The organism is Salmonella sp. 741265050_HSA (genome assembly GCF_046569445.1).
GTDB lineage: Bacteria > Pseudomonadota > Gammaproteobacteria > Enterobacterales > Enterobacteriaceae > Salmonella > Salmonella enterica.
Genome location: NZ_JBKFSV010000019.1, coordinates 26,510 through 52,500, shown reverse-complemented (window position 1 = coordinate 52,500; position 25,991 = coordinate 26,510). Strand labels below are relative to the sequence as shown.

At 50.3% G+C, this 25,991-nt stretch carries 24 protein-coding genes and 1 pseudogene (1 of these 25 cut by a window edge); 9 read left to right on the top strand and 16 right to left on the bottom strand.

Annotated features, from left to right (window positions below; genetic code table 11):
- Together eptB and ACLD4F_RS20325 are read right to left on the bottom strand one after the other, a co-directional pair.
- Positions 1 to 1,637, bottom strand: the 5' portion of a protein-coding gene (eptB, locus tag ACLD4F_RS20330) for a kdo(2)-lipid A phosphoethanolamine 7''-transferase (RefSeq protein WP_079944126.1). It extends 55 nt beyond the left edge of the window; the window shows 1,637 of its 1,692 coding nt (coding positions 1-1,637); it begins with the start codon at positions 1,635 to 1,637; the stop codon falls past the left edge of the window.
- Positions 1,638 to 1,867: 230 nt separating this feature from the next.
- The gene (locus ACLD4F_RS20325; RefSeq protein ID WP_374732398.1) at positions 1,868 to 2,572 is read right to left on the bottom strand and encodes an autotransporter domain-containing protein; all 705 of its coding nucleotides are present in this window, start codon (positions 2,570 to 2,572) and stop codon (positions 1,868 to 1,870) included.
- Positions 2,573 to 2,728: 156 nt separating this feature from the next.
- On the opposite strand from ACLD4F_RS20325, the gene tag reads away from it, so the two are divergent.
- Both tag and ACLD4F_RS20315 read left to right on the top strand, forming a co-directional pair.
- Positions 2,729 to 3,310 carry a DNA-3-methyladenine glycosylase I gene (gene tag, locus ACLD4F_RS20320; RefSeq protein WP_001188418.1) on the top strand — a complete coding sequence of 194 codons (582 nt, stop codon included), beginning with the start codon at positions 2,729 to 2,731 and terminating at the stop codon, positions 3,308 to 3,310.
- Positions 3,288 to 3,728, top strand: coding sequence for an N-acetyltransferase (locus ACLD4F_RS20315; RefSeq protein ID WP_000619902.1), 441 nt, complete (start codon positions 3,288 to 3,290; stop codon positions 3,726 to 3,728). The genes tag and ACLD4F_RS20315 overlap by 23 nt, the downstream gene beginning before the upstream one ends.
- Here the strand turns inward: ACLD4F_RS20315 and ACLD4F_RS20310 are convergent.
- Complete coding sequence (locus ACLD4F_RS20310) at positions 3,697 to 6,030, bottom strand: molybdopterin guanine dinucleotide-containing S/N-oxide reductase (RefSeq protein WP_079981667.1); 2,334 nt, start codon at positions 6,028 to 6,030, stop codon at positions 3,697 to 3,699. The two genes, ACLD4F_RS20315 and ACLD4F_RS20310, sit on opposite strands and share 32 nt — an antisense overlap.
- A 152-nt stretch (positions 6,031 to 6,182) precedes the next feature.
- Here ACLD4F_RS20310 and ACLD4F_RS20305 point away from each other — a divergent pair, with 152 nt between their 5' ends.
- Both ACLD4F_RS20305 and ghrB read left to right on the top strand, forming a co-directional pair.
- Positions 6,183 to 6,845 (top strand): OmpA family lipoprotein, encoded by a 663-nt coding sequence (locus tag ACLD4F_RS20305; RefSeq protein WP_000747548.1) that lies wholly within the window; start codon positions 6,183 to 6,185, stop codon positions 6,843 to 6,845.
- 218 nt (positions 6,846 to 7,063) lie between these two features.
- Positions 7,064 to 8,038: a glyoxylate/hydroxypyruvate reductase GhrB gene (gene ghrB, locus ACLD4F_RS20300; protein ID WP_079944123.1), complete on the top strand. Its 975-nt coding sequence runs from the start codon at positions 7,064 to 7,066 to the stop codon at positions 8,036 to 8,038.
- 49 nt (positions 8,039 to 8,087) lie between these two features.
- On the opposite strand, the gene ACLD4F_RS20295 is transcribed toward ghrB, so the two are convergent.
- Entirely contained in the window at positions 8,088 to 8,798 is a 711-nt protein-coding gene (locus ACLD4F_RS20295) for a DUF3053 domain-containing protein (RefSeq protein ID WP_000190524.1), read from the bottom strand.
- 438 nt (positions 8,799 to 9,236) lie between these two features.
- Here ACLD4F_RS20295 and ACLD4F_RS20290 point away from each other — a divergent pair, with 438 nt between their 5' ends.
- From ACLD4F_RS20290 to cueP, 3 genes are all read left to right on the top strand, one after another.
- Complete coding sequence (locus ACLD4F_RS20290) at positions 9,237 to 9,527, top strand: HTH-type transcriptional regulator (RefSeq protein WP_000455790.1); 291 nt, start codon at positions 9,237 to 9,239, stop codon at positions 9,525 to 9,527.
- Between the two features lie 287 nt (positions 9,528 to 9,814).
- Positions 9,815 to 10,027 carry an RNA chaperone/antiterminator CspA gene (gene cspA, locus ACLD4F_RS20285; protein ID WP_000014594.1) on the top strand — a complete coding sequence of 71 codons (213 nt, stop codon included), beginning with the start codon at positions 9,815 to 9,817 and terminating at the stop codon, positions 10,025 to 10,027.
- A 173-nt stretch (positions 10,028 to 10,200) separates the two neighbouring features.
- A complete protein-coding gene (gene cueP / locus ACLD4F_RS20280) occupies positions 10,201 to 10,740 on the top strand; it encodes a copper-binding periplasmic metallochaperone CueP (protein WP_000047139.1) in 540 nt (179 codons plus the stop codon).
- A gap of 370 nt (positions 10,741 to 11,110) precedes the next feature.
- On the opposite strand, the gene ACLD4F_RS20275 is transcribed toward cueP, so the two are convergent.
- The 8 genes and pseudogenes from ACLD4F_RS20275 to ACLD4F_RS20240 form a co-directional block, all read right to left on the bottom strand.
- Entirely contained in the window at positions 11,111 to 11,596 is a 486-nt protein-coding gene (locus ACLD4F_RS20275; RefSeq protein WP_000533909.1) for a GNAT family N-acetyltransferase, read from the bottom strand.
- Positions 11,584 to 11,871 carry a DUF1778 domain-containing protein gene (locus ACLD4F_RS20270; RefSeq protein WP_000965886.1) on the bottom strand — a complete coding sequence of 96 codons (288 nt, stop codon included), beginning with the start codon at positions 11,869 to 11,871 and terminating at the stop codon, positions 11,584 to 11,586. Before ACLD4F_RS20270 ends, ACLD4F_RS20275 begins: the two co-directional genes overlap by 13 nt.
- Positions 11,872 to 12,168: 297 nt before the next feature.
- Positions 12,169 to 12,837 carry an HNH endonuclease gene (locus ACLD4F_RS20265; RefSeq protein WP_023213311.1) on the bottom strand — a complete coding sequence of 223 codons (669 nt, stop codon included), beginning with the start codon at positions 12,835 to 12,837 and terminating at the stop codon, positions 12,169 to 12,171.
- On the bottom strand, positions 12,834 to 14,060 hold the full coding sequence (locus tag ACLD4F_RS20260; protein WP_079944122.1) for an AAA family ATPase: 1,227 nt from the start codon (positions 14,058 to 14,060) through the stop codon (positions 12,834 to 12,836). Before ACLD4F_RS20260 ends, ACLD4F_RS20265 begins: the two co-directional genes overlap by 4 nt.
- Before the next feature lie 607 nt (positions 14,061 to 14,667).
- Positions 14,668 to 15,083 (bottom strand): annotated as a pseudogene (locus ACLD4F_RS20255) (transposase); the annotation flags it as partial.
- A 264-nt stretch (positions 15,084 to 15,347) separates the two neighbouring features.
- The gene (gene glyS, locus ACLD4F_RS20250) at positions 15,348 to 17,417 is read right to left on the bottom strand and encodes a glycine--tRNA ligase subunit beta (protein WP_001291745.1); all 2,070 of its coding nucleotides are present in this window, start codon (positions 17,415 to 17,417) and stop codon (positions 15,348 to 15,350) included.
- A 9-nt stretch (positions 17,418 to 17,426) separates the two neighbouring features.
- A complete protein-coding gene (glyQ, locus tag ACLD4F_RS20245) occupies positions 17,427 to 18,338 on the bottom strand; it encodes a glycine--tRNA ligase subunit alpha (protein ID WP_001168556.1) in 912 nt (303 codons plus the stop codon).
- A gap of 138 nt (positions 18,339 to 18,476) precedes the next feature.
- Complete coding sequence (locus ACLD4F_RS20240; RefSeq protein WP_000605592.1) at positions 18,477 to 18,779, bottom strand: YsaB family lipoprotein; 303 nt, start codon at positions 18,777 to 18,779, stop codon at positions 18,477 to 18,479.
- 165 nt (positions 18,780 to 18,944) lie between these two features.
- On the opposite strand from ACLD4F_RS20240, the gene ACLD4F_RS20235 reads away from it, so the two are divergent.
- Positions 18,945 to 19,940 (top strand): acyltransferase, encoded by a 996-nt coding sequence (locus tag ACLD4F_RS20235; protein WP_001182572.1) that lies wholly within the window; start codon positions 18,945 to 18,947, stop codon positions 19,938 to 19,940.
- A gap of 22 nt (positions 19,941 to 19,962) precedes the next feature.
- Here the strand turns inward: ACLD4F_RS20235 and ACLD4F_RS20230 are convergent, their stop codons facing one another.
- The 3 genes from ACLD4F_RS20230 to xylA all read right to left on the bottom strand — a co-directional run bounded on the left by ACLD4F_RS20230 (position 19,963) and on the right by xylA (position 23,367).
- Positions 19,963 to 20,316, bottom strand: a complete 354-nt coding sequence (locus ACLD4F_RS20230; protein WP_001635944.1) for a YiaA/YiaB family protein — start codon at positions 20,314 to 20,316, stop codon at positions 19,963 to 19,965.
- Positions 20,317 to 20,490: 174 nt separating this feature from the next.
- Positions 20,491 to 21,945, bottom strand: a complete 1,455-nt coding sequence (gene xylB / locus ACLD4F_RS20225) for a xylulokinase (RefSeq protein ID WP_076727373.1) — start codon at positions 21,943 to 21,945, stop codon at positions 20,491 to 20,493.
- Between the two features lie 99 nt (positions 21,946 to 22,044).
- On the bottom strand, positions 22,045 to 23,367 hold the full coding sequence (gene xylA / locus ACLD4F_RS20220) for a xylose isomerase (protein ID WP_001149561.1): 1,323 nt from the start codon (positions 23,365 to 23,367) through the stop codon (positions 22,045 to 22,047).
- A 362-nt stretch (positions 23,368 to 23,729) separates the two neighbouring features.
- Here xylA and xylR point away from each other — a divergent pair, with 362 nt between their 5' ends.
- Positions 23,730 to 24,908, top strand: coding sequence for a D-xylose utilization transcriptional activator XylR (gene xylR / locus ACLD4F_RS20215; RefSeq protein ID WP_000459824.1), 1,179 nt, complete (start codon positions 23,730 to 23,732; stop codon positions 24,906 to 24,908).
- Between the two features lie 60 nt (positions 24,909 to 24,968).
- Here xylR and ACLD4F_RS20210 read toward each other — a convergent pair whose 3' ends face one another.
- Positions 24,969 to 25,793, bottom strand: a complete 825-nt coding sequence (locus ACLD4F_RS20210) for a protein bax (RefSeq protein ID WP_001575119.1) — start codon at positions 25,791 to 25,793, stop codon at positions 24,969 to 24,971.
- Between the last annotated feature and the right edge of the window lie 198 nt (positions 25,794 to 25,991).

The following is a 25,991-nucleotide window of genomic DNA, read 5'->3' as shown; positions in this document are numbered from 1 at the left end:
TTAATGCCGCCATCCGGCGATGTATACCCCAGGCAGCCCATTATCGTATCGTACAGCTCCACATGACGACGCGGCACTTTGATCTCCGCCTGCTGTTTCAGGTGAGCGAACATCTGCGCATGTTGCGGACTGGCAAGATATTTATCCGACATCCATACCAGCATCGGAACACGGAATTGCTCCGGCGGCGCCATATTGCGCGGCGTACCGTGCAAATGTTCGCGTTCGTTAATCGACTCGCCGTGGTCAGCCGCGTAGAACACAATCGCTTTTTTATCACGCAGCTGATCGAACACACTGGTAATAAAGTGATCCACATAGGTCACGGAGTTATCGTAAGAGTTGATCATCTGCGCTTTCGTGCAGCCGCTATCGACCCCAATACATTCGGGCTTCCACTGAGCGTAGCTGCGCGGATAACGTTGCGTATAGTTAAAATGCGACCCCTTAGTATGCAGGATAATCAGATGCTTACCCTCCGGGTTCTGGGCAAGCGAGTTCTGCATCTCATCAATCAACAGCATGTCATCAACCGTTTTACCGCGGTTACGCGGCTCGGCGCCGATCTGCTCGCGGTAGGAGATATTATCCGCCATGGTATTGCTATAGAACCACATCTCGCTCTGCATGGCGTACAGATCGGAACTGAATCCGAGCTGTTTGAGTACGGCAAAAACATTCTGCTCTTTTAAGGTACGCTGCGGGTTATTATCCGCCCCGCCTTCCCGTACAAACATACAGCGTAAAGAAAGCTTCGTCGCGGTATCGCAAGAATAGCCGCGGAACGCCGCCAGATTTTTTTCCTGCGCCAGCTTCGGCGTGGTATTACGCTCGTAGCCGAAAATCCCCATGTGATCCCAACGGGTCGTCTCACCGATAATGAAAACGACGTAGGTGTCATCCCCATCCTTCGGCGCAACATAGGTAAATTTCCTGGCCGGGTTTATTAACGAATTATTGTCCGACGACTCATCTACCTGCGCCCAGGCATACAGCCCTAACGCAGATAACCAGTTTGAAGGCAGATAGGAGTTCGCCACCACGCCGCCATAGCTGGGTAAGTCGATACCTGTCGCCCGTTCAACCTTTTTTTGCTGTACATCCAGCAGGCGGATAGGCGCCCACACCATTACGCCTGCGAGTACCACTACAGCGGCGCTGCGAAAACGCTGCCCCGGCGTACGTAGCTGGCGCAACAACGTGTAGCGACAGTGGTTACTCCAGATAAAGATGAGCGGAAGCACGCTCACGGCAATCAGCCACAATACGAAGTGCAGCCCCACCACCTCTTTCGAGAGATCGATATCGGTGGTCATAACAGACGCAATAATGCCGTAGCCAATCACCACGTTCAGGAAGGTCATGTAATAACTGGCGCCAGCGGAAAACAGCACCACCAGCGTGGCCAGCACGCGCCAGACGCGTCGGCCAAACAGTGAAAGAAGACGAAGTAAGAAGAAAGTGACCAGCACCGTGGCGCCAAGTTCGACAACTGCGGAGAGGCCTTTCCAAACGGTAAATTCTTGCGCATAACTGCCAAAACGGCGGTAAAACACGGCGCAATTCATAAACAGACCGATATAGAGCGCAAGCAAGAAACTAAGTTTCTGTTGCGTCATCGATTTAATGTATCTCATGCAAACAAACCCTGGGAATCGGGATAAAAACGACCTGTACAACGATTCTTTAATCAAACAGGTAAATATGCGGCTAACGCAGATGTGAGAAAGTCTACAAGCGCGGCTAAGTAGACCACAGGAAGCGCAAAAAGTGTCTATAGAGAATGTGATTGACCTATATATTTTTGTAAATATATAGACAGGGTATTAGCTGAACTTCTAATAAGTCCAGGCAGCGGTTTATCTCGTTAAAAGCGAGCGTTCACCCCCAGGGTATACAAATAATCGCTATCCGTAGCGCTATTTTCCGCCTGGGAAAACGCCGCATACGCCGCCATGTGCGGGTTAAGTAACACGTCCGCGCCTACGGTGACATCCAGCCAGTTTCCCGCCTGATTTCCTGCGGTCATACGACTCAACCCGGACTGCGCTTTCCAGATATTTTCCCCAAACTGTTGGTTATAGCTGATTTGCGCCCAGGGACGGACATCGCCGAACTGCGAGTTTACCCGCCAGCCTAACGTACTGACGCTGGCGTGCCATAACGGATCGGTAAGCGCTAATGTCGTCGCGCTATCGCCATATTCGTTATACATTGATGACGTCGAACCGTCGTAATGCAACGCCGCGACCGGCCCAGTGGTCACGCGTCGGGAAAGCGGAAAATTCCAGCCCATACTGATACCGCTGGTCGCATCAAGCGGGGTTTCATCCGCCAGGCTAAGCACCGGACCCACCGTATTTTGCGTAGACTGAATACGTTCGGCCAGTATGTCGTTGTAATTCGGTTGGTGATCGCTGTCCCAGGTATAGCGTTCCGTCGTATGCCCCGGAGCCGCTTCAGCGATATATTCTTGTTGCCAGGCATACGTGGTATTGATAAAAAACGAGCAGGCCATAAGGCCCGCCAGACAACGCAATGTCCGGCGACCACGGCGTTTTCTTACAATCATCAACGCGACTCCAGAGTAGAGCCGAATTCGGCGATATTATTGTCATTGAATGAAGGATGTCGGGCATCAGCCCTGTATTAACTATTGTCCTTTTAGCGGGCCCGTCAAGGCGGGTTGAAGGAAATTTTCGCGGTAACCACAATAACGAGGAAGTCTATGCAGCGTTGCGACTGGGTCAGCCAGGACCCCCTTTATATTGCCTATCATGATAACGAGTGGGGCGTGCCGGAAACCGATAGCAGAAAGCTGTTTGAAATGATCTGTCTTGAAGGTCAACAGGCCGGTTTATCCTGGATCACCGTGCTTAAAAAGAGGGAGAACTACCGCGCCTGTTTTCATCAGTTTGACCCGGTACGCATCGCAGCTATGCAGGAGGAGGATGTTGAACGCCTGCTGCAGAACACGGGCATCATACGACATCGCGGTAAAATTCAGGCCATTATCAGTAACGCCCGCGCCTGGCTTGCGATGGAGCAAAACGGCGAGTCTTTCGCCGATTTTGTCTGGTCATTCGTTGATGGCCAGCCGCAGATCACCCAGGCGGCCAGCCTGGATAAGATCCCCACCTCAACACCTGCGTCCGATGCGCTTGCTAAGGCATTGAAAAAACGCGGTTTCAAGTTTGTCGGTACGACTATCTGTTACTCCTTTATGCAGGCGTGCGGACTGGTCAACGACCATATTACCGGCTGTTTTTGCCATCCGGGAGAAAAACATGATTCGCAAATCCCAGAGTGAAGACATGGCGTCTATTCTGGCGCTGTGGATGAAAAGTACCATTTATGCCCATCCCTTTATCGAAGAACGTTACTGGCACGAGAGCGAAGCAATTGTACGCGACGTCTATTTACCCGCCGCGCAAACCTGGGTATGGGAGGAAAATGGGCAACTGAAAGGCTTCGTCAGCGTACTGGAAGCCCGTTTTGTCGGGGCGCTGTTTGTCGCCCCCGACGCGTTAAGACACGGCATTGGCAAAGCGCTTCTGGAATATGTCCAGCAACGTTTTCCTCTGCTGAGCCTTGAGGTTTACCAGAAAAATCAATCCGCCGTAAACTTCTACCATGCGCTTGGTTTTCGTATTGAAGATAGCGCCTGGCAGGAGGATACCGCCCACCCCACCTGGATTATGAGTTGGCAGGCGGATCAAACGCCGTAAGCGGTAGCGCCGGGCCGGTATATTTCTCAAACCAGACCAGCGCGGTGTTGCCCGCACAACCGTTCCCCAGCCGGGAACTGGGAAGATCTTTTGTCAGGACGTTTACCGCGCCGTTTTTGCATATGCCGCCTGCGGTAGGTTCAGGGTCCGGCCATGCGCCTTCGTGAATACAGATAACGCCAGGCCGAATTCCGTCGGTAACGACCGCGCCCGCCAGAACCTGCCCGCGATGATTCCAGACGCGTACCGTATCGCCATCGACGATTCCGCGCGTTGTCGCATCCTGCGGATGAATCGTCACCGGTTCGCGTCCGGCTACCGCATACCGCTCCCGTAACGAACTGTAGTTAAGCTGGCTATGCAGACGGTGCGCCGGATGCGCGGAAAGTAGCTGAACCTGTCCCGCATCGGCGTTCCCGTGCCACTCATCCGGCACCAGCCACATCGGATGACCGGGACAATCCGCGTAACCATAGCTGGCAATGCGCGCAGAATAGATTTCGATTTTGCCGCTGGCCGTTTTTAGCGGATGGTTATCAGGATCGCGGCGAAAATCCGCAAAGCGCACAAACTGCGCGTTGGCGGGATTCTCCGGCATTTCCAGTAAACGGTTAGCCTGCCAGAATGCGGCAAACGGCGGCAGCGTCACCCCCTGGCTGGCGCCACGCTGGGCGGCAATATTGTAGAAAGTCTCCAGCCACGCCAGCTCGCTTTTTCCTTCGGTGAACCGAGCGTAACCGCCGACTTCCCACCGTTCGCTCAGTTCAGCAAAAACGTCAAAATCATTCCGCGCCTCCCACCGGGGCGACACGACCTGCTTCATCGGCGCCAAATGTTGATTGCTATAGTCGCCGGTCATGGTTAAATCGTTACGCTCATAGCTGGTGGTCGCAGGCAGAACAATATCCGCGTGTTTCGCGGCGGCCGTCCAGAAACATTCCGAGATAACGACCAGTTCCGGTTTTTGCCACGCGCGAATCAGACGGTTGGTATCCTGATGATGAGTAAAGTTCGCGCCGCCCGCCCACCAGATAAAACGAATATCCGGGAAGCGGCGATCCATCCCATTGTGTTGGTAAAACCCACCGGGGTTTTCCAGCGCCTCGACAATACGCGCCACCGGTATTTTATCTACCGCATCGACCCCGCCAGGGATGCTTCCCTGCATCGAGGCTAACACGGCGGCGCGGCGCGTCGGGTTTCCGCCGTTAGCAAAATGATAAGAAAAACCAAACCCGCCGCCAGGCGTACCAATTTGCCCCAGCATTGCGGCCAGCGTAACGATCATCCAGTGCTTTTGCTCGCCGAACTGCTGACGCTGCATTCCCCAACCAGCCATCAACATGGTGGTGTTATGATGAAATATTTCCGCCAGTTCGCGGATTTTCACCGCAGAAACGCCGCAAATTTCCGCCGCCCATTCCGCTGTTTTGGCCGTACCGTCGGTCGTGCCCAAAAGATAGTCGACGAAGCGGTCATAACCCGTCGTGCAGCGGGCAAGGAACGTTTCATCCTGCCAACCGTTTTCCACCAGCGTATGGGCGATTCCCAACATTAACGCCACATCGGTGCCCATATGTGGGGCGATCCACTCCATCTTATCGCCAAAAAAGTCGACGCTTTCCGATCGCATTGGATCGATGCAGATCAGGCGCTTGCCGCTTTGTCGCAACGCCGCAAAATAGTCGAGCCCCTGTTCATCCGAGGCATTCCAGGCAATTTTCAGAGTATTCAGCGGGTTCGCGCTCCAGAGCACCACCACCTCGCTGTGTTCCAGCACCACCGGCCAGCTAGTCTGCTGCTGGTAAACCTCGTTGCCACCCACCACATAAGGCATGATAGCCTGCGCCGCGCCGGTGGAATAATCGCCAAGATGGCCGGTATACCCTCCCGCCAGCGCCATGTAACGCTGCAATAGCGTAGCCGCTTTATGCAATACGCCGTTCGAACGCCAACCGTAGGAGCCAGCGAAGATGGACGATGGCCCATAACTTTCGCGAATACGTTTGTGCTGAGCGTGGATCAGATCCAGCGCGTCATCCCAACTTACGCGAACAAACTCATCCTGCCCGCGTATGCCTTGCGGCTTATCGGGAGAAGCCAGGAACCCTTTACGCACCATCGGGAAGCGAACCCGCGTTTTACTGTGCACCTGGTCATGCACAACGGTTTGCAGGGAATTTTGGTGTGCCGTCGGGAGTTCGCCATACGAGGCAAAAATGCGTTCTCCGTCGGTTTCAACGCGGACTGGCCCCCAGTGTGCGGCGGTCAATACCGAATGACGCGATGGTGCGTGGGTCAAGGTTCGCTCCTGAATTATTGGGATTATTTATTTTGCCGATCAATGTTACTTACAAATTTCAGAGTTTTCCCTGGAATTTTCTTCATGTGCAGACGTCATAATCAACCGCCACGGTCGCTGTGGTAAAAATAAAAAAGTGATAAGGATTTAAGATGAAAAAACGTGTATTTGTGATTGCTGCCATCGTGAGCGGCGCCCTGGCAGTATCTGGCTGCACAACAAACCCTTACACCGGCGAACGCGAAGCAGGTAAATCCGGCATTGGCGCGGGTATTGGATCGCTGGTCGGCGCAGGCATCGGCGCACTCTCCTCCTCCAAAAAAGATCGCGGTAAAGGCGCGCTGATTGGCGCGGCGGCTGGCGCGGCGCTGGGCGGCGGCGTGGGTTACTACATGGACGTACAGGAAGCGAAACTGCGTGACAAAATGCGGGGCACAGGCGTTAGCGTGACGCGAAGCGGCGATAATATCATTCTGAATATGCCGAATAATGTCACCTTCGACAGCAGCAGCGCGACGCTGAAACCGGCAGGCGCTAACACGCTGACCGGCGTGGCGATGGTGCTGAAAGAGTATCCCAAGACCGCCGTCAATGTGGTGGGCTACACCGACAGTACCGGTAGCCACGATCTGAATATGCGTCTGTCGCAGCAGCGTGCTGACTCCGTCGCCAGCTCGCTGATCACCCAGGGCGTCGACGCCAGCCGTATCCGTACCAGCGGAATGGGGCCGGCGAACCCGATCGCCAGCAACAGTACGGCAGAAGGTAAGGCGCAAAACCGCCGCGTCGAAATTACCTTGAGTCCATTGCAGTAAACTATCGTACCGGGTAAGGCGGCATGCTTTACCCGGCCTGCATTATTCCCTCGCCAGACCGGTTACATCGCACATCATTCGGTATTCATTCATCATTTACCACGACACGGCTGCCGACAGCGGGGAAATTGGCTGGTCGATGATGGCTAAACGGGTTAATAATAAGCCTGTTCCGGTTGGCGCATGCCGCGCTTACCTTTTGATTTACGGAGAGTCGCATGAAGCCGTCCATCATTCTCTACAAAACCCTGCCTGATGATTTGCTGCATCGCCTGGAGGCGCATTTTACCGTCACCCAGGTACCGAACCTGCATCCGGAAACGGTCGCGCGACACGCGCAGGCATTTGCCAGCGCGCAAGGCCTTCTGGGCGCCAGCGAAACCGTTAACCGCGCGCTGCTGGAAAAAATGCCGGCGCTACGCGCGGCGTCGACCATCTCGGTGGGATACGATAATGTCGAAGTGGACGCCCTTACTGCCCGCAAAATAGTCCTGATGCACACGCCTGCCGTTTTGACGGAAACCGTTGCCGATACAGTGATGGCGTTGATGCTGACCACTGCCCGCCGCGTGGTAGACGTCGCAGAACGGGTTAAAGCGGGTGAATGGACGGAAAGCATTGGCCCGGCGTGGTTTGGCATCGATGTGCATCACAAAACACTCGGTATCGTTGGGATGGGGCGTATCGGGATGGCGCTGGCGCAGCGAGCGCACTTTGGGTTTACCATGCCGGTTCTCTATCACGCTCGTCGGCGGCATCAGGAGGCGGAAGACCGGTTTAACGCCCGCTACTGCGATCTGGATACGCTGTTGCAGGAGGCTGATTTTGTCTGCGTGATCCTGCCGCTAACGGCAGAAACGCGACATCTGTTTGGCGCAACACAGTTTGCCAGAATGAAATCGTCCGCCATTTTTATTAATGCCGGACGCGGTCCGGTGGTCGATGAAAACGCGCTGATTGCCGCGCTGCAAAACGGTGAAATATATGCGGCAGGTCTGGATGTCTTTGAACATGAACCGCTATCCGTGGATTCGCCCCTGCTGAACATGTCTAATGTCGTCGCGGTGCCGCATATTGGCTCGGCAACGCATGAGACGCGCTACAACATGATGGCCTGTGCGGTGGATAATTTGATTGATGCGCTGCAGGGAAAAATAGAGAAGAACTGCGTCAACCCGCAGGCGGCGGGATAGCGCTACAGGCCCGATAAGCGCTGGCTTGCGCTTATCGGGCAGACTGTCATTACTGGGTTGCGTTTACCGCCGCCGTCCAGGCCTGATTAAACGCCTGATGCTGCGAGGCCAACGGCCCAATCAGCGCATTATATTGGCTGGCCTGCTGTGAGGTCGGGAACTGAATGCCGTTCGCGACGAAGCTCACCTGCTCGCCCTGTTGCGCAATATAATCGCCCACTTGTACCAACTGCTGCGTAAAGATCTGCGCCGCCGGGATCAGCGGCTGCAAAGCATCTGCCGGCACGGTGACTACTTTTTTGTAGACCTGATCAAACACAGGTTTCAGGTCATCGGCCTGCTTTAACGCGCCATGCGCGGCATCAGCCTGCAGTTTTGCATTCTGCAACTGTTGCGCCAGCACGCCTAACGAACCATTTGCCTGCCGCAGCGGCTCGCGTTGCGTCATATAATCCTGCGGAACGCGGATGGCGTTAACGCTATCGACCACCGGGCGCAGACCGGAATCCATCGCCTGGTTTACCTGCTGCGAGTAGCCATACAGTATCGCGTAATCAGACACGAACGGACCAAACTGTTTTTTCTGATCGGCCGTCAGCGTTGGTAAACGCTCTCCGCTACGCATTGCTGTATTCTGCAGGAAATCGACAAACGCTTTGCGCTGATCGCCTTCTTTATCAAAACACCCGCTCAGGCTAAACACCATTAATAACGCCACAACAGGCGCAAACCAGCGAGAGCAGGACTTACCTGTCGCCATTGTTAATACTCCTTTCACCCAAAAATGCGCACAACGACACCTGCGTGCCTGACGGCTTACAAGGATAGTCCAGGTCAGGCTTGCAGGATACCCTTTCCACGCGATCTTGTAGCGGAAAATTATGTTTATCTGCATCAATGCTTAATTTGTTATTTTATTGTTAATTTTTGGCCTGACACTGCGATAAAAAACGCGGCAAGAAAGCTTTCCAGCGGGGGATGTAATATTTTTTTAATCTTTACAATTATTTTCTGAAAGACGGATATACCTTCCTGGATCAAATTGTTAGCGTCCTAAAAGTCGCGTAGCGTAAGGCATCGAAACGAATCGATAGCGCTTCCTGGCGGCGCGTCGCCCCCCACCCGCAAGTTTCCCGACTATTCTTAAGAGGCTTCGATGCACTTCACGATCCCGCTGTGTGATTTACAGGAGTTCTCAATGGAATATAAAGATCCGATGTTTGAGCTGCTGAGCAGCCTGGAACAAATTGTTTTTAAAGATGAAACGCGAAAGATCACCCTGACGCAAAAACCCAATCCTTTTACCGAATTTGAACAGTTACGGAGAGGGACGGGACTAAAAACAGATGAATTCGCCAGAGCGCTGGGCGTAACGGTTGCCATGGTTCAGGAATGGGAATCGAAACGCGAAAAACCCACGCCAGCAGAGCTCAAATTGATGCGCCTGATACAGGCGAACCCACGCTTAAGTAAGCAATTGATGGAGTAATTTTTACCCCTTTCTGTTTTAACGGTCCTGCGTAAGGACCGTTTTCCCCGCCCGATTCCTGGCCTGGAGAAATAAAGTAAAATAAAAGTTGCATCGCCCGGCATTACATGAGTTAATGTGCTCAACGGTTTGACGTACAGACCATTAAAGCAGTTTAGTAAGGCAAGTCCCTTCAAGAGTTATCCATTAGATACCCCTCGTAGTGCGCATTTCCTTAACGCTTAAAAAATCTGTAAAGCACGCCATAACGCCGAAAGGCACACTTATTTTTTAAAAGGTAATACACTATGTCCGGTAAAATGACTGGTATCGTAAAATGGTTCAACGCTGATAAAGGCTTCGGCTTTATTACTCCTGATGACGGTTCTAAAGACGTGTTCGTACACTTCTCCGCTATTCAGAACGATGGTTACAAATCTCTGGACGAAGGTCAGAAAGTTTCCTTCACCATCGAAAGCGGCGCTAAAGGCCCGGCAGCTGGCAACGTAACCAGCCTGTAAGCTTAAAAAGCTCAGAATTTTGAATCCCTGCCTGATGGCGGGGATTTTTTTTATTCCAATTCCCCCCTCTCCCCCAGCATAACTTTGCATTACTTTACCCTGCGTCCCTTTGACCTTTCCCTTAGGGGAACCCCTATAGTAGGCAAGGAGATTGTTCACAAGGAATTGAAGTTATGTCGAAATCATCATGGTTATTACTTTTGGGTTTATGCGCCAGCGGCTCCGCGCTTGCGGCATCCGCAGAATCCGCTTTTCTGGCGCAACATGGGCTGGCGGGAAAAACGGTTGAGCAGATCGTGGATACGATTGATCAGACGCCGCAGAGCCGTCCTTTGCCTTACTCCGCGTCGATTACCAGTACCGAGCTCAAATTATCTGACGGAGAGCAGATTTATACGCTGCCGTTAGGCGACAAATTCTATCTCTCTTTTGCGCCCTATGAATGGCGGACACACCCCTGTTTTAACCACAGCCTTTCCGGCTGTCAGGGAGAAATGCCGAATAAACCGTTCACTGTAAAAGTGACAGACAGTAAAGGCGCTGTCATTGTACAAAAAGAGATGCAAAGCTATCGAAACGGATTTATCGGTGTTTGGCTACCGCGCAATATGGAAGGGACGCTCGAAGTAAGCTACAACGGTAAAACGGCGTCACATGCCATTGCCACCAAAGATGACAGCCAGACCTGTCTGACGGAATTACCATTACGTTAAAAAAATGCCCGATAACATAATGGGTTATCGGGCCTACAAAGCGCCAACAAGATAAAATTAACAGAGTGCCTTGAGAATGCATAACGCCACAAGAATGGCAGAGGTGGGCTCACTTTGTACTGACCCCAAAACCTGGACAGATTAACCGAGGCATCAGCGAAAGAGTCCATTTAATACATGGGCTCTTTTTTGTTTCTGGCTATAACTAAATAACATTGTCCGCAATCGGATTATCCATTCCGTTGCTTTCTTGCATCACGCGGATTCCTGTCTCATCAATATTTTGTTCGTCGTATTCTTCCTGAATTTAACCTTAGAAGTTCTATCAAATTATCGCTTATAGCGATTTGAACATAACAGTCTTTGCATTCTATTGAGGGAGCCTAAGGAACAATGTTCGCTGCTGAGTTTGTGATGATTTGAAACCATGGTGAATGTAGAAATTTTTGGCTTCTTCGGTAAGTGCATGAACCATGATTGCACGTACACCAATATTCTCGGCAACCCGATAGCAACGAAGCACTGCATCATGAAGTAAATCAGCACCAAGCCCTTTTCCATGGAATGAGAGATCGACAGCAAGACGGGCAAGTATAATGACAGGGATGGGATCTGGCATGTTACGCCGAAGGTTGCCTGTCGCTTCTGTATGATTGACGCTACCGGTGGCCAGAGAGTAAAAACCGGCTACTTGCTTCGTGTCTTTCTTGCACACCACAAATGTTCTGGCCGCTCCGAGAGCCTGGTTTTTGAGGCCCTTTTGCTTCAACCAGTCATCGAGCACAGCTTCACCGCTGACGAACTCAGCTACCTGATGAAAAGCGGACAAAGGTTCTGGTGCTGTTACACGTCCCACTGAGGTTTCCTTGCCAGCAGTTTTTCGATAACGGGATCATCTGCGACCGGTGCATCAAGCAGATTGATGAACTCCTCATATTGCTCATCGTTAAAGTTAAATACACGGCGGTCAAGGATCACTTTCTCGGCAGCCTGGCAGGCCGTTTCCAGAATGAAATCTGTACGTGACTTGTGAAGGATTTCCGCAGCTGCATCAATGAGCGCCCGCTGCGATTCCTTAGCTCTAAGGTTAAGTTGAACATCTGATTTCATGAGACATCCCTTGTATAGCATTTGCTTTACAATGATAGCACAACCACCATGTATAGCAAACGATATACATCAAGTCGTCGTTTTTCATTTTTTGAATACTGATGTCCGCTTTGCGCCAGCAGCGGACATAGCGAACACTACGGCACTTTAGCTCCGATTTCTAAAAGCATATTTCCTTTTGAATGAGATATTTACAATGTGCTCAGGCTACCAACGTCGAGTGCTCCAATATAAAAGAGAGCGTTTCTATCTACAGAGGAATAATATATTATTCTTATGGAAGTGCGTTTAATTAAAATCAAATGCACTTTTAAATTCTTATTTTTGCTTTATATCACCAGGAATAATATAACTAACATGACGAATTGTACTTTTCACCATTGATGAGTATTCTTGGTCTGCTGATGTTTCATTTTTAATCATATCGTTATATATTGCTTGCCTTGCTGCTTGGGGTAGTGCCTCTGAGCATATTTGATTGAAAATCAAAAGTATTTTCTCTAACTTTTCTTGTCTTTTTTCTATCAATTGCTTCCTATTAAGATCTAATATTGCAAGCGTTGATAACCCTTTAATTCCAGAACCAAGAACCAATGAGCCACAGAAAATAATTACACTCTCAGGATTTCCTGAATAAGGATCTTGAATATTATTTAAATTTGGGTCAAGATTTGTTTTATTCTGATTGCAGATCTCACAAGATAACGTAAGGTTTATCCATAAGAATCTTTTTGATTCATCCAATGACTTTGGATATATATGCTCAACATCACCATGATGTATATGCAATAATTTGCTTTCACAATATGCACATTTCCCGTTAGTTTCTTTTATTAGTTGCTCTTTTATATCTTCATGTGAGTACCTGGTTTTTAAATAATCACTTGAATTTATGCCTGACCCTATATTTGATAAATGTTTATCTGTCCATTTTTTAAAATTCTTAGCCAATATATCTGGCTCTGTTAATTTTATTAGTTTAATCATTTTTTACCACCAACTATGTGGTAAAGGGCCTCCGGGTAAAACTCACCCAACCCTGCTTGATCTAAAGAAGTTCTAAGTTCATTTAGATTATTTTCAGTTATGTTTTCTGCAGTTAACATCGAACATATTTTATCTAATTCATCTTCCGCCCACTGAGGTATAGTTATTGAAACTCCAAGAACATCTCTTAATATTTTATTTGCAGTTGATGCTTTTTCTTCTAAATCCAATTTATGAGAATTAACTTTATTGGAGTCATCATGCTTTAATGCATAAACATTTGAGTCTTTCACTGAAGAAATAATGAATGGGCTATGGGTGACAATAACAAACTGAACGTTTGGGAACGCTTTTATCAGATCATTTATCAATGACCGTTGCATTGTTGGATGAAGGTGATTTTCCGGTTCATCAATTAATGCTGTAAAGTGCTCCGCATCTTGCGAATAAAGTAATATTTGCCACGATATATCTATTATAGACATAATCCCACCAGACGCGGAATCTAATACAAAGTCGCCTGAATCTGTTTCAAAAATAACATCAGGAACTTCAAACCTTATATTTTTGAATCCAATGTTTTTAGGTAGAGTTATCTTTAATATTTCTATGAATGAAGTAAATGTTTTTTCTGATTTTTTATTTTTCTTTATGTAGCTATTCCCAACTCCCAAGGCAGCCATGGATAACAGTGATTGCTTCATTTCTACCGTTGGGTTGCCATTAAATGAACTATTTTCTAAGTGTTTCTTATATGCTTGTAAATGGTTTTTATAGGAGTCTTCCGCATTTATTACACCCGTTGGTATATTGGATGTTATTTCATAGTTATTTGATGCTCTATGCGAATGTATAAACAGCCCTTTAATGCTGCGGTCAATATTTTCAATAGCTATATCATAGTTTATAGTCCTGGGATGTTCTTCTATATATATAGAGGATATAATTTCATTTGAATACTCTATTTCCCCTATTTTATGGTTGGCATTAGAATATGAATTGCTTTGACGTTTATTAGTGAAAATATTAATCCCTTTATCTTCATCGTAAAACGGCATTGCCAAAAAATCACAATTCCAAGAGAAATGCTTAGCTAATATTCTTAATACTGTTGACTTTCCTGCTCCATTAGACCCAGTAATCACTGTTACTTTGTTATGGAAGTCTATGCTTACCTCATTAAATTGGCGCCAATCAGATATTTTTAACCTTTTAAATTTCATGTCAACTCCTGTTTTTAGGTGAATAATTTACCATAACATCCCCTTTACTACTCCTTCGGTACGCCACTAACAACGTAAGCCCGTCGGGATGATCAAAAATGCGGATTTCCTGCCCCATAAACAGGGTCTAAACACTAGTAAATAGTTCATAGAGTTTAAATTCTGATATGACAGAAAATCCACTTCTTTCTCTAGAATAATATCTATTGCAATTTATTTTAAACTGAAAATTATCTATCAGGGGAATTGTATGCATTTCAAACACCTCCATGTATAATAATTATAAAGATGAACGCTGGAATATTATTTATCACACCCTGCACGATAACTCAACATTAAATTTAAGCCAGCAATAGGAATCTCTAAAAAATAAATATTTTCTTAGTTTATGCTATGACAATTTTCATACCGTCATGATGGGGTATATTTAAGGTTCAAGATGCACATATTGTCTATCTTCCTTTACCGATTGATTTAATGAGATGGCCGCAATATTGATTGTGGATTAACGACAATACTAACGTCCGCTCTTCGCTCATAGCAGACATTTGCGTGAGCGTATCCACCGACGTTCAGGTTCCCTGATAGCATCCCTGTACAGAACTTGTTAATTTCTGCCTGGATAGCTCGTTAGGCGGTATTCAACCGGGATGAGTCCGTTAATTCGTCGGGTATTGTAGTATCGTATGTAATCCTCAATAGCTATCTTAAGTTCATCAATATCCTTAAATTTACTGGTGTAAAAACTTTCTGATTTTAAAGTCCCGAAAAAACATTCTGCACAGGCATTATCAAGGCAGTTGCCTTTGCGGGACATACTTTGGATGATGCCAAACTCTCGTAACTGATACTGGACCATCAATGACGGTATTGCCAGCCCTGATCTGAATGAAGAACCGGATTGGTACCCGCATCAAGTCTGGCAAATGCCTTCATGAGTATGTCATCGATCATCGGCATGGTTGGACATTCTGAAATACTGCAGGAGATCGCTTCGTTATTGAAGAGATCAATAATGGGCGCAGTGCACTTTTGATTTATAGTCAGGTGGGGCTTTTCTCTGTCTGCCTTTTGGTGAATACCTGAGACAAACAGTCTCAAGCACCCGTAGCTATTCTAACGCTAATATCCGTACCGCCAGCGTTAATGTATTCCTGAAATATTTTTTGCCAATCAATAGAAATAACCGCGTCTATGAGTTACAGAATTATTAGCGAATCGACTGATACTATTTATATTATAAAAAAACCTGCCCGAAAGCAGGTTTTTGTTTAATTAACTGAACGCTTATTGCAGTAACGAAATATCCGCAACCTGCAGGAACAGTTCGCGTAGTTTCGACAACAGCGTCAGGCGGTTGATACGGATATCTTTCTCTTCCGCGTTAACCATGACATTTTCGAAGAATTCATCCACCGGCGCGCGCAGAGCAGCCAGCTCAATCAACGCTTCCTGATAACGACCATCGGCAAAGTACGGCTGAAGCTTATCACGCAGCACAACCAGATGTCTGGCCAACTCAATTTCCGCCGCTTCTTTCAGTACGGAGGCGTGGACGATATCGTTCAGCGGCTCAGTGGCTTTCGCCAGGATGTTGGAGACGCGCTTGTTCGCCGCCGCCAGCGCAGAGGCTTCTTCCAGGGTACGGAAGTGCGACACCGCTTTCATACGAGCATCGAAATCTGCCGGACGGGTCGGACGACGCGCCAGTACCGCCTGGATAGTGTCGACGGTGTAACCTTCATCCTGATACCAGGCGCGGAAGCGACCCAGCATAAAATCGATCACATCATCGACTACGTTGGCATTGGTCAGCTTGTCGCCATACAGACGCGCCGCTTCCTCGGTCAGCGTTTGCAGATCAAGGTTGAGGTTCTTCTCAACGATGATGCGCAGCACGCCCAGCGCGGCACGACGCAGCGCAAACGGGTCTTTGTCACCTTTCGGATGCTGGCCGATACCGAAGATACCCGCTAGAGTGTCCATCTTATCGGCGATCGCCAACGCGCAGGCCACCGGGTTAGACGGCAGGTCATCACCGGCAAAGCGCGGCTGATACTGTTCGTTCAGCGCCACCGCGACATCTTCCGCTTCACCATCGTGACGCGCGTAGTGCATCCCCATCACGCCCTGGGTGTCGGTGAACTCGAAGACCATGTTGGTCATCAGGTCGCACTTGGAGAGCAGGCCTGCACGAGTGGCGTGGTTGACGTCAGCGCCAATCTGACCGGCAATCCAGCCCGCCAGCGCCTGAATACGGTCGGTCTTGTCGCGCAGCGTGCCCAGCTGTTGCTGGAACAGCACGGTTTGCAGACGCGGCAGATGGTCTTCCAGACGTTTTTTACGGTCGGTATTGAAGAAGAATTCAGCATCTGCCAGACGCGGACGCACCACTTTCTCGTTACCGGAGATAATCTGGGTCGGATCTTTCGACTCGATGTTGGCGACGAAGATAAAGTTCGGCAGCAGCTTGCCCGCGTTGTCATAAACCGGGAAATACTTCTGGTCGCCCTTCATGGTGTACACCAGCGCTTCGGCAGGCACGGCGAGGAATTTCTCTTCAAACTTCGCCGTCAATACCACCGGCCATTCCACCAGCGAGGCCACTTCTTCCAGCAGGCTTTCGCTCAGGTCGGCATTACCGCCAATCTTGCGTGCTGCTTCTTCGGCGTCCGCTTTGATTTTGGCTTTACGCGCTTCGTAGTCCGCAATGACTTTACCGCGCTCCAGCAGAATTTGCGGGTACTGGTCAGCATTGTCGATAGTGAACTCAGGCTGACCCATAAAGCGATGGCCGCGAATGACGCGGTCAGACTGAATACCCAGAATAGTCGCCGGAATCACTTTATCGCCCAGCAGCAGAGTCACAGTGTGTACCGGACGCACGAAGTGGACGTCAGACGCGCCCCAGCGCATCAGTTTCGGGATCGGTAGTTTCGCCAGCGAGGTGGCTACCATGTTCGGCACCAGCGCTTCGGTACTTTCGCCCTTCACGTGGGCGCGATACAGCAGCCATTCGCCTTTGTCGGTCTTCAGACGCTCGGCCTGATCAACGGTGATCCCGCAGCCGCGCGCCCAGCCTTCTGCCGCTTTGCTCGGTTTGCCTTCGGCGTCGAACGCCTGGGCAATCGCCGGACCACGTTTTTCGACTTCGCGATCGGGCTGAGATTCAGCAAGGTTCGCCACTTTCAGCGCCAGACGGCGCGGGGCGGCAAACCATTCAACGTTACCGTGCGCGAGGCCGGCGTTATCCAGCTCCGCAGTGAAGTTCGCAGCAAAGGACTCAGCCAAACTGCGCAGGGCTTTTGGTGGCAGCTCTTCAGTGCCGATTTCCACCAGAAAAGTTTTCTCAGACATGGCCGCCTCTTACTTGTCTTTGTTGCACATCGGGAAGCCGAGGGCTTCACGGGAAGCATAATAAGCCTCTGCCACTGCTTTGGTCAGGGTGCGAATACGCAAAATGTAGCGCTGACGTTCGGTGACGGAGATAGCTTTACGCGCATCCAGCAGGTTGAAGCTATGGGCGGCTTTCAGAATACGCTCGTAGGCCGGCAGCGGCAGCGGGTTTTCCAGCGCCAGCAGCTGCTGGGCTTCTTTTTCATACTGCTCGAAGCAGGTGAATAAGAAATCCACATCGGCGTATTCAAAGTTATAGGTGGACTGCTCCACTTCGTTTTGATGGAACACGTCACCGTAGGTGGTTTTACCCAGCGGGCCATCGCTCCAGACCAGGTCGTAAACGCTGTCCACGCCCTGGATATACATCGCCAGACGTTCCAGACCGTAGGTGATTTCACCGGTCACCGGCTTGCACTCCAGGCCGCCGACCTGCTGGAAGTAGGTGAACTGCGTCACTTCCATGCCATTCAGCCACACTTCCCAGCCGAGTCCCCAGGCGCCCAGCGTCGGGTTCTCCCAGTTATCTTCCACGAAACGGATGTCGTGAATGGTCGGGTCCATACCCAGCTCTTTCAGAGAACCGAGGTACAGCTCCTGAATATTCTCCGGAGACGGCTTAATCACCACCTGGAACTGATAGTAGTGCTGTAAGCGGTTCGGGTTTTCGCCGTAGCGGCCATCGGTCGGACGACGAGAAGGCTGCACATAGGCAGTCGCCATCGGCTCTGGCCCCAGCGCGCGCAGGCAGGTCATTGGATGAGAAGTTCCCGCGCCGACTTCCATGTCCAATGGTTGAACAATGGTGCAGCCCTGGCGAGCCCAGTAATCCTGTAAGGTCAGGATCAAGCCCTGGAAGGTCCTGGTATCAAACTTTTGCATATTATTTCGTGCTGGATACGTGTGGATTTAAAGGAAGGAGCCAGTATACCCGCTGGATGCGAGATATACAGTATGAAACCGGTTTGTTTAGCGAAAATTGCCGGATTTCGCGGCATCACACCTCACCAGGCGCGGCTTTTACCGCATAGAAAGATGTAAAAACTGCCCATCTGCATCAAAAGAGCAGACAAAACTCTCTTTACGGAAGGTATTACCACGCATCTCATAGCTCCCCTGAAACTGCTCGAAGCCGGTAACAGCAATTTTCTGTGCGCCAGTGTTGTAACGCTGCGCCGCCTGGGCTTTACACAATGCTTCCATATCCAGCGTGCGTGTTGGGCTCACTTTACTCTGCTGGGCTTTTTGCGTCGGTGGCGGTGTCGCTGTGCATCCCACCAGAGCGATGGCTATCATCACAGTACAGAAATACTTCATTATCATTTTTATTACCGTCTGGTTTGCTGGTCAGTCTTATTATTAAGGTTTGTGGGTAGCAGACACATTGTGCGAATCTCCTTACGCCATCACAAGATGTAGCGTAGAAAGTCAGATTTTTCCAGTGAGCCACCGCGCTGGAACTCTATTCAAACGGAAGCTGAGGAACTGATGCAGCCTAAAATTAACTGGATTGATAACCTGCGAGGGATCGCCTGTTTAATGGTAGTGATGATCCATACTACAACGTGGTACATCACCAACGCCCACAGCGTCAGCCCGCTAAACTGGGATATTGCGAATGTCCTGAATTCGGCTTCGCGCGTTAGCGTTCCCCTGTTTTTTATGATTTCAGGCTATCTTTTTTTTGGCGAGCGCTGCGCGCAACCGCGGCATTTTTTACGTATCGCCCTGTGCCTTATCTTTTACAGCGTTGTCGCCCTGGCTTACATTTCACTTTTTACTTCGATCAACGTCGAGCTTTCGCTAAAAAATGCGCTGCAAAAACCCGTGTTTTACCACCTGTGGTTTTTCTTTGCGATTGCGGTGATCTACCTGGTATCGCCATTAATCCAGGTAAAAAACGTGAGCGGCAAAATGCTCCTGATGCTGATGGTGATCATTGGTATTATTGCTAACCCAAATACTGTGCCGCAAAAAATCGGCGGCGTTGAATGGTTGCCCATCAATCTGTATATCAGCGGCGACACGTTCTACTACATTCTCTACGGTATCCTGGGCCGCGCCATTGGCATGATGGAGACGCAAAAGCCATCGCTGACGCTTATCTGCACTGCCCTGTTCATCATCGCGGTATTTGTTATTTCTCGCGGCACATTGCATGAATTACGCTGGCGCGGAAATTTTGCCGATACCTGGTATCTGTATTGCGGTCCCATGGTGTTTATTTGCGCCGTCTCACTGTTCACGGTAGTTAAAAATAAGCTGAATGCGCGGACGTTACCTGGACTGGGGCTTATCTCCCGCCACTCGCTGGGTATTTATGGTTTCCACGCGCTGATTATCCATGCGCTACGTACTAATGGTCTGGAGTTAAAACGTTGGCCGCCGTTAGACATCGTGTGGGTTTTTGCCGCGACGGTGACAGGAAGCCTGCTACTTTCCATGCTGTTACAGCGTATTGATAAACGGAAATGGGTTAGCTAAACGATAATGATGGCTCCGGCCATCATTCATCATCACTGTAGGAAGCGTAAAGATCGGTTCCATATATACTGACCCCCAGCGCCACCAGACACAGTATTTTCAGCGCGCCCGCCAGCGCCAGGTTAAATACGCCGACCGCGACCATGCCGATGCCAAGCAACAGCAAAGATTTGCAACGAGAAAGCAAGCGGTCATTCCCCGTGTGTTCCTGGCGAATTAAGACTGGAAAACCGCACATGACGATTGCCGCAAAAAAATATCCCTTTTCGCTTAATGTATGACAGCCTGGCCACAGTCCCACCAGGTATACCACTGCACCGACAACTAACATTCCCAGGCCGAACATCCGTTTCCTGCGTGCAACGTGATCGTCCATCTCACTCTCCTTGTGGTTGTGTGAGACACATTAAGCGAAGAAATAGCGATGAAAAAGGCGCCTGCTCAGCAATAATATAAAAATCAGAAAACACACATACTTATTTCGATATAATTCAATAGAATTAATATTTACGGGAAATGCCTTTCAGCCAAAACCGAAAGGCATTCTGACTTAGGACATCAACGGCAACAGCTGCTGATAGAGTCGACGGAAGGTTTCACGACGTTGTTGATAAACCGCATGACGCTGCGCATCAGGATAATGCGCCTGCTCCAGCGGCAACTGCGGCAATACATCGGCGAGCGGAGTCTGTTTATTCACCGCAATTTGCGCCAGACGCGCCGCGCCCAGCGCTGGCCCCACATCGCCGCCAGTACGATAATCAAGCTGTAGCCCGCTAATATCAGATAGCATCTGACGCCAGTATTCGCTGCGCGCCCCGCCGCCGATAAGCGTCACGCTGGCGGGTTTGACGCCGCAGGCGTGAACCACATCCATGCCATCCGCCAGAGCATATCCCACGCCTTCCAGTACCGCCCGCGCCAGTTCCGCCGGGCCATGCTGATGGGTTAAACCAAAGAAAACGCCTTTTGCCTGCGGATTATTGTGCGGCGTGCGCTCGCCGGACAGGTACGGCAAAAACCAGATCGGATCGGTATGCTCATCCGCCAGCTGCGCGGCGGCAATCAGCGTCGGGACATTCTTCTGCCCGGTGAGTTTAGCCGCCCAGTCCAGACAAGAGGCGGCGCTCAACATTACAGACATTAAATGCCAGCGTTCCGGCAGCGCATGGCAAAAACTGTGTACTGCGCTCTCCGGTTTACTCAGAAAGCCGTCGCTGACGGCAAAATAGACGCCCGATGTTCCAAGTGAGAGCATCGCCTGTCCGGCATCGATCATTCCTACGCCGACCGCGCCAGCCGCATTGTCGCCGCCGCCCGCCACCACAGGTACTGATGGCATTCCCCATGCGCTGGCTACCTCTGGCAGCAACGTTCCGGTAATGTCACTACCTTCAAATAACGCTGGCATCTGCTGTCGGGTTAAATGACAGGCGTTGAGCATAACGTCGCTCCAGTCGCGCTTTTTCACGTCCAGCCACATCGTTCCCGCCGCATCCGACATATCGCTGGCAAAGACGCCCGTCATTCGCAGCCGCAGAAAATCTTTCGGCAGCAGAACTTTGTCTATCTGGCGGAAAATATCCGGTTCGTGGCGCTGCACCCAGACTAATTTGGGCGCGGTAAAACCGGGCATCATCAGATTACCGGTTATCGCACGCGACTGCGGCACCTGTTTTTCCAGCCAGGCGCACTCTTCGCTACAGCGTCCGTCATTCCATAAAATCGCTGGTCGCAGAACCTGCTGACGGCTATCAAGCAATGTCGCGCCATGCATTTGTCCAGCGATGCCCAACGCCCGGACGCCACTTAACGACTGTTGCCGACCTAAACCTTTAACCGCACGATCCGTCGCCTGCCACCACTGCTCTGGTTCCTGCTCCGACCATAAGGGATGCGGACGCAATACGGTCAGTTTTTCAGTATGCGTAGCCAGCACATCGCCCTGCTCATTCAACAGGATAGCTTTTACACCCGATGTACCAAGATCGATCCCGATATACATAGTGTGGGTTCCTTTACTGAAAGCGCCCGGCAGCGCTACGCTTACCGGGCTAATCACGACTACAGGCCGGGCTAACGCGGAGTCGCCCGGTAGATAGGGTTATTTATCAAACAGATAACGGTTAACCAGATTTTCTAACAGCTCCTGATGACCGCTTTGATGTACTGGCGCCAGATTATGCTGCTCCGCATACTGCGCCAGTTCGCCTAAGGAGAGTTGTCCTTTCAGAATCTGCTGACCCAGCTCGCCATTCCAGCCGGCATAGCGCTTCGCCACGCGTTTATCCAGCTCGCCGTCTTCAACCATACGCGCGGCGATTTTCAGCGACAACGCCATCGTATCCATCGCGCCGATATGACCGTAGAACAGATCGTATTTATCGGTGCTCTGGCGACGAACTTTGGCGTCGAAGTTGAGACCGCCCGTTGTGAATCCGCCCGCTTTCAGGATTTCGTACATCACCAGCGCGTTCTCTTCAACGCTAATCGGGAACTGATCGGTATCCCAGCCCAGTTGCGCATCGCCGCGGTTGGCGTCAACGGAGCCAAAAATACCCAGCGCGATAGCGGTCGCGATTTCATGGTGGAACGAATGGCCCGCCAGCGTCGCGTGGTTCGCCTCAATGTTCACTTTGATCTCTTTTTCCAGGCCGAACTGTTTGAGGAAGCCATAGACCGTTGCAACGTCATAATCATACTGATGTTTTGTCGGTTCCTGCGGTTTCGGTTCAATCAGCAGCGTGCCCTGGAAACCCATTTTATGTTTGTGCTCGACCACCATTTGCATAAAGCGGCCAATCTGTTCGCGTTCCTGGCGCAGATCGGTATTCAGCAACGTTTCATAACCTTCGCGCCCGCCCCACAGGACGTAATTTTCGCCGCCCAGTTTATGCGTGGCGTTCATTGCCGTAACCACTTGCGTCGCTGCCCAGCTAAAGACTTCCGGATCCGGGTTAGTGGCGGCGCCTGCGCCATAGCGCGGGTTGGTAAAGCAGTTCGCCGTTCCCCACAGCAGTTTTACGCCGCTCTGCTCCTGTTTCGCCGCCAGCACATCCACCATCTGCGCGAAGTTGTTTTTATATTCTTTCAGCGACGCGCCTTCCGGCGACACATCCACGTCATGGAAGCAATAAAAAGGCACATTCAGTTTGTGGAAAAATTCAAACGCCACGTCCGCTTTGCGTTTCGCCAGCTCCAGCGCTTCGCCCGGTTGCTGCCACGGACGATTAAACGCGCCTACACCAAACATATCCGCGCCGTTCCAGCAGAAGGTATGCCAGTAACAGGCCGCGAAACGCAGGTGATCTTCCATACGTTTACCTAAAACCAGCTCGTCGGGATTGTAATGACGAAATGCCAGCGGGTTAGTCGATTGAGGGCCTTCATAGCGAACACGATCGAGTTGGTCAAAATAAGCCTGCATAGTGAGCTCCATAATCAGATAAGACGGCAAGTAAACGACATAACGTCATACTGGAATTTCCTGATTTATTGCTCAATTACGTTATTTCACACCGCTATTAAGAGAATCCCCAAATGTGCGCTGGCTCTCAAAAAAACGCTGAAAACCACAGAAGAAAAAAGCGATCGCGATCGAATCCTGGCAAATAAACAAAAAACCGTAATATATAGATAAGAAATGACAATTGTCATCCGCCGTTTGCTGTGATGAATTTCGCATAACGTTTCAGGCGCAAAATAATTTGTCATCATTCGCCAGACCGTTATGTCAGCCGTTTTGATAGTATCCATGAGTCCAGGTTCACTTTTGCAGGATATATCCTCATGTTTGATAAACGTCACCGCATCACTCTGTTATTTAACGCGAATAAAGCCTATGACCGTCAGGTAGTGGAGGGGGTGGGTGAATATTTACAAGCCTCGCAATCCGAATGGGATATATTTATTGAGGAAGATTTCCGTGCCCGTATCGATAACATTAAAGAGTGGTTAGGCGACGGCGTTATTGCCGATTACGATGATGACGATATCGCGCAATTATTAGCCGATGTCGACGTACCCATTGTCGGGGTCGGCGGTTCTTACCATCTTGCTGAAAATTATCCCGCCGTTCATTACATCGCCACCGATAATCATGCGCTCGTTGAAAGCGCTTTCCTGCATTTAAAAGAAAAAGGCGTTAACCGCTTCGCGTTTTACGGTTTGCCCGACTCCAGCCGCAAACATTGGGCGGCGGAACGGGAATACGCCTTTCGCCAGCTGGTCGCCGAGGAAAAATACCGCGGCGTAGTCTATCAGGGACTGGAAACCGCGCCGGAAAACTGGCAGCACGCGCAAAATCGCCTCGCCGACTGGCTTCAGACGCTGCCGCCGCAAACCGGCATCATTGCCGTAACGGATGCCCGCGCCCGTCACGTATTGCAGGCCTGTGAACACCTGCATATTCCGGTGCCGGAAAAACTTTGCGTTATCGGTATTGATAACGAAGAGTTAACCCGTTACCTGTCGCGCGTCGCGCTTTCCTCCGTCGCGCAGGGGGCGCGGCAAATGGGCTATCAGGCGGCGAAACTGCTGCACCGTTTGCTGGCGCGCGAAGAGATGCCGTTACAGCGCATTCTGGTGCCGCCGGTGCGCGTCATTGCGCGCCGCTCGACAGACTATCGCTCCCTGACCGATCCGGCGGTTATCCAGGCGATGCACTTTATTCGTAACCATGCCTGTAAGGGCATTAAAGTCGAGCAGGTGCTGGACGCGGTTGGGATTTCACGTTCAAACCTGGAAAAACGTTTTAAGGAAGAAGTTGGCGAGACGATACATGCGCTGATCCACGCCGAAAAGCTGGAAAAAGCGCGTAGTTTGTTGATTTCCACCACGTTGGCGATAAACGAAATTTCGCAAATGTGCGGCTACCCGTCACTGCAATATTTCTATTCGGTGTTTAAAAAGGAATACGTCACTACGCCTAAGGAGTATCGCGACCAGCATAGTGAAGCGTTGTTGTAGTTTATCCAGCCTACAGACGCCTTGTAAGCCGGATAGCGTAGCGCCATCCGGCACACAGAATTACATATGCGCGGCGATCAGACGCTGGTTGTCCTGGTACATCGCGAACAAGTAGTTGTTATAGCGCGACCCCTGGGTAGAGTAACCCTTCAGCTTATGAATCATCGCCGTGGCGGTGACTTCCTGATCCGCCTTACGCAGTTGGGCGCGCGACTTGCGGAAAGAAGAATAAGCCGGATGCGTGTTCAGGTTGGCGACATACGCGCTCACCGACTCCTCAACCGACGCGAATTGCGAGTAACCTTTCACCTTACCCGGCGTATTGGTACAACGCCCTTTCGTACACTTCATGCCGAACAGGTTGTTGTTGCTACGCGCCAGTTTAGAGGTTCCCCAGCCGCTTTCCGCCGCCGCCATCGTCGCCACCATGCTGGTTGGGATAATGTCGACGCGCTCCAGCAACGTATTCCACGGAATACGACGCGTGTTGCCGGACCAGCTCACTTTATAGCGCTTCGCGATATCTTTCATACGCGCGCGCTCAGACGGCGACCAGCGGTTCTGGTACTGTTTTGAGATCAGCCAATTACGGTCCGCGGTAATCGCGGCATTTTGGCTGGTGATGTAAGGCATAACGGTCCGGAGAAACGCTTTTTTTCTGGGGGTTCCGGAAGGGTATTTTCGCAAATCAGGAAGTGAACTGCTCTTTGCACTATTGCGAGAATACTCTTGTTTACTGCTAACCTGTTTATAACTTGTCTCAGTTATGTGGGACTTTTGACTCGTTTGTGTTGCGTGCGTCTTTGCCAGCACCTCACCCGAAAATGCGATGGTGAGTAACATAAGAATCATTGCCCCATATCGTCGCATGGGAGTCAATATCATTAGGTCTCCTGGTCGGATTGATACATTCCAACACCTTTTATTTTTCACGAAGTTAAGGTTTGAACCCCAAATTCTAGCAAAAATAGGCTTAAAAAGCACCTCAGGGAATAGTCTTAATCCGAAACTATGTCAACTATTAACGATAACAGGCAGCAATAATGCCAATAAAATGTGGTGCTTATCGCAAATAGAGGCGTT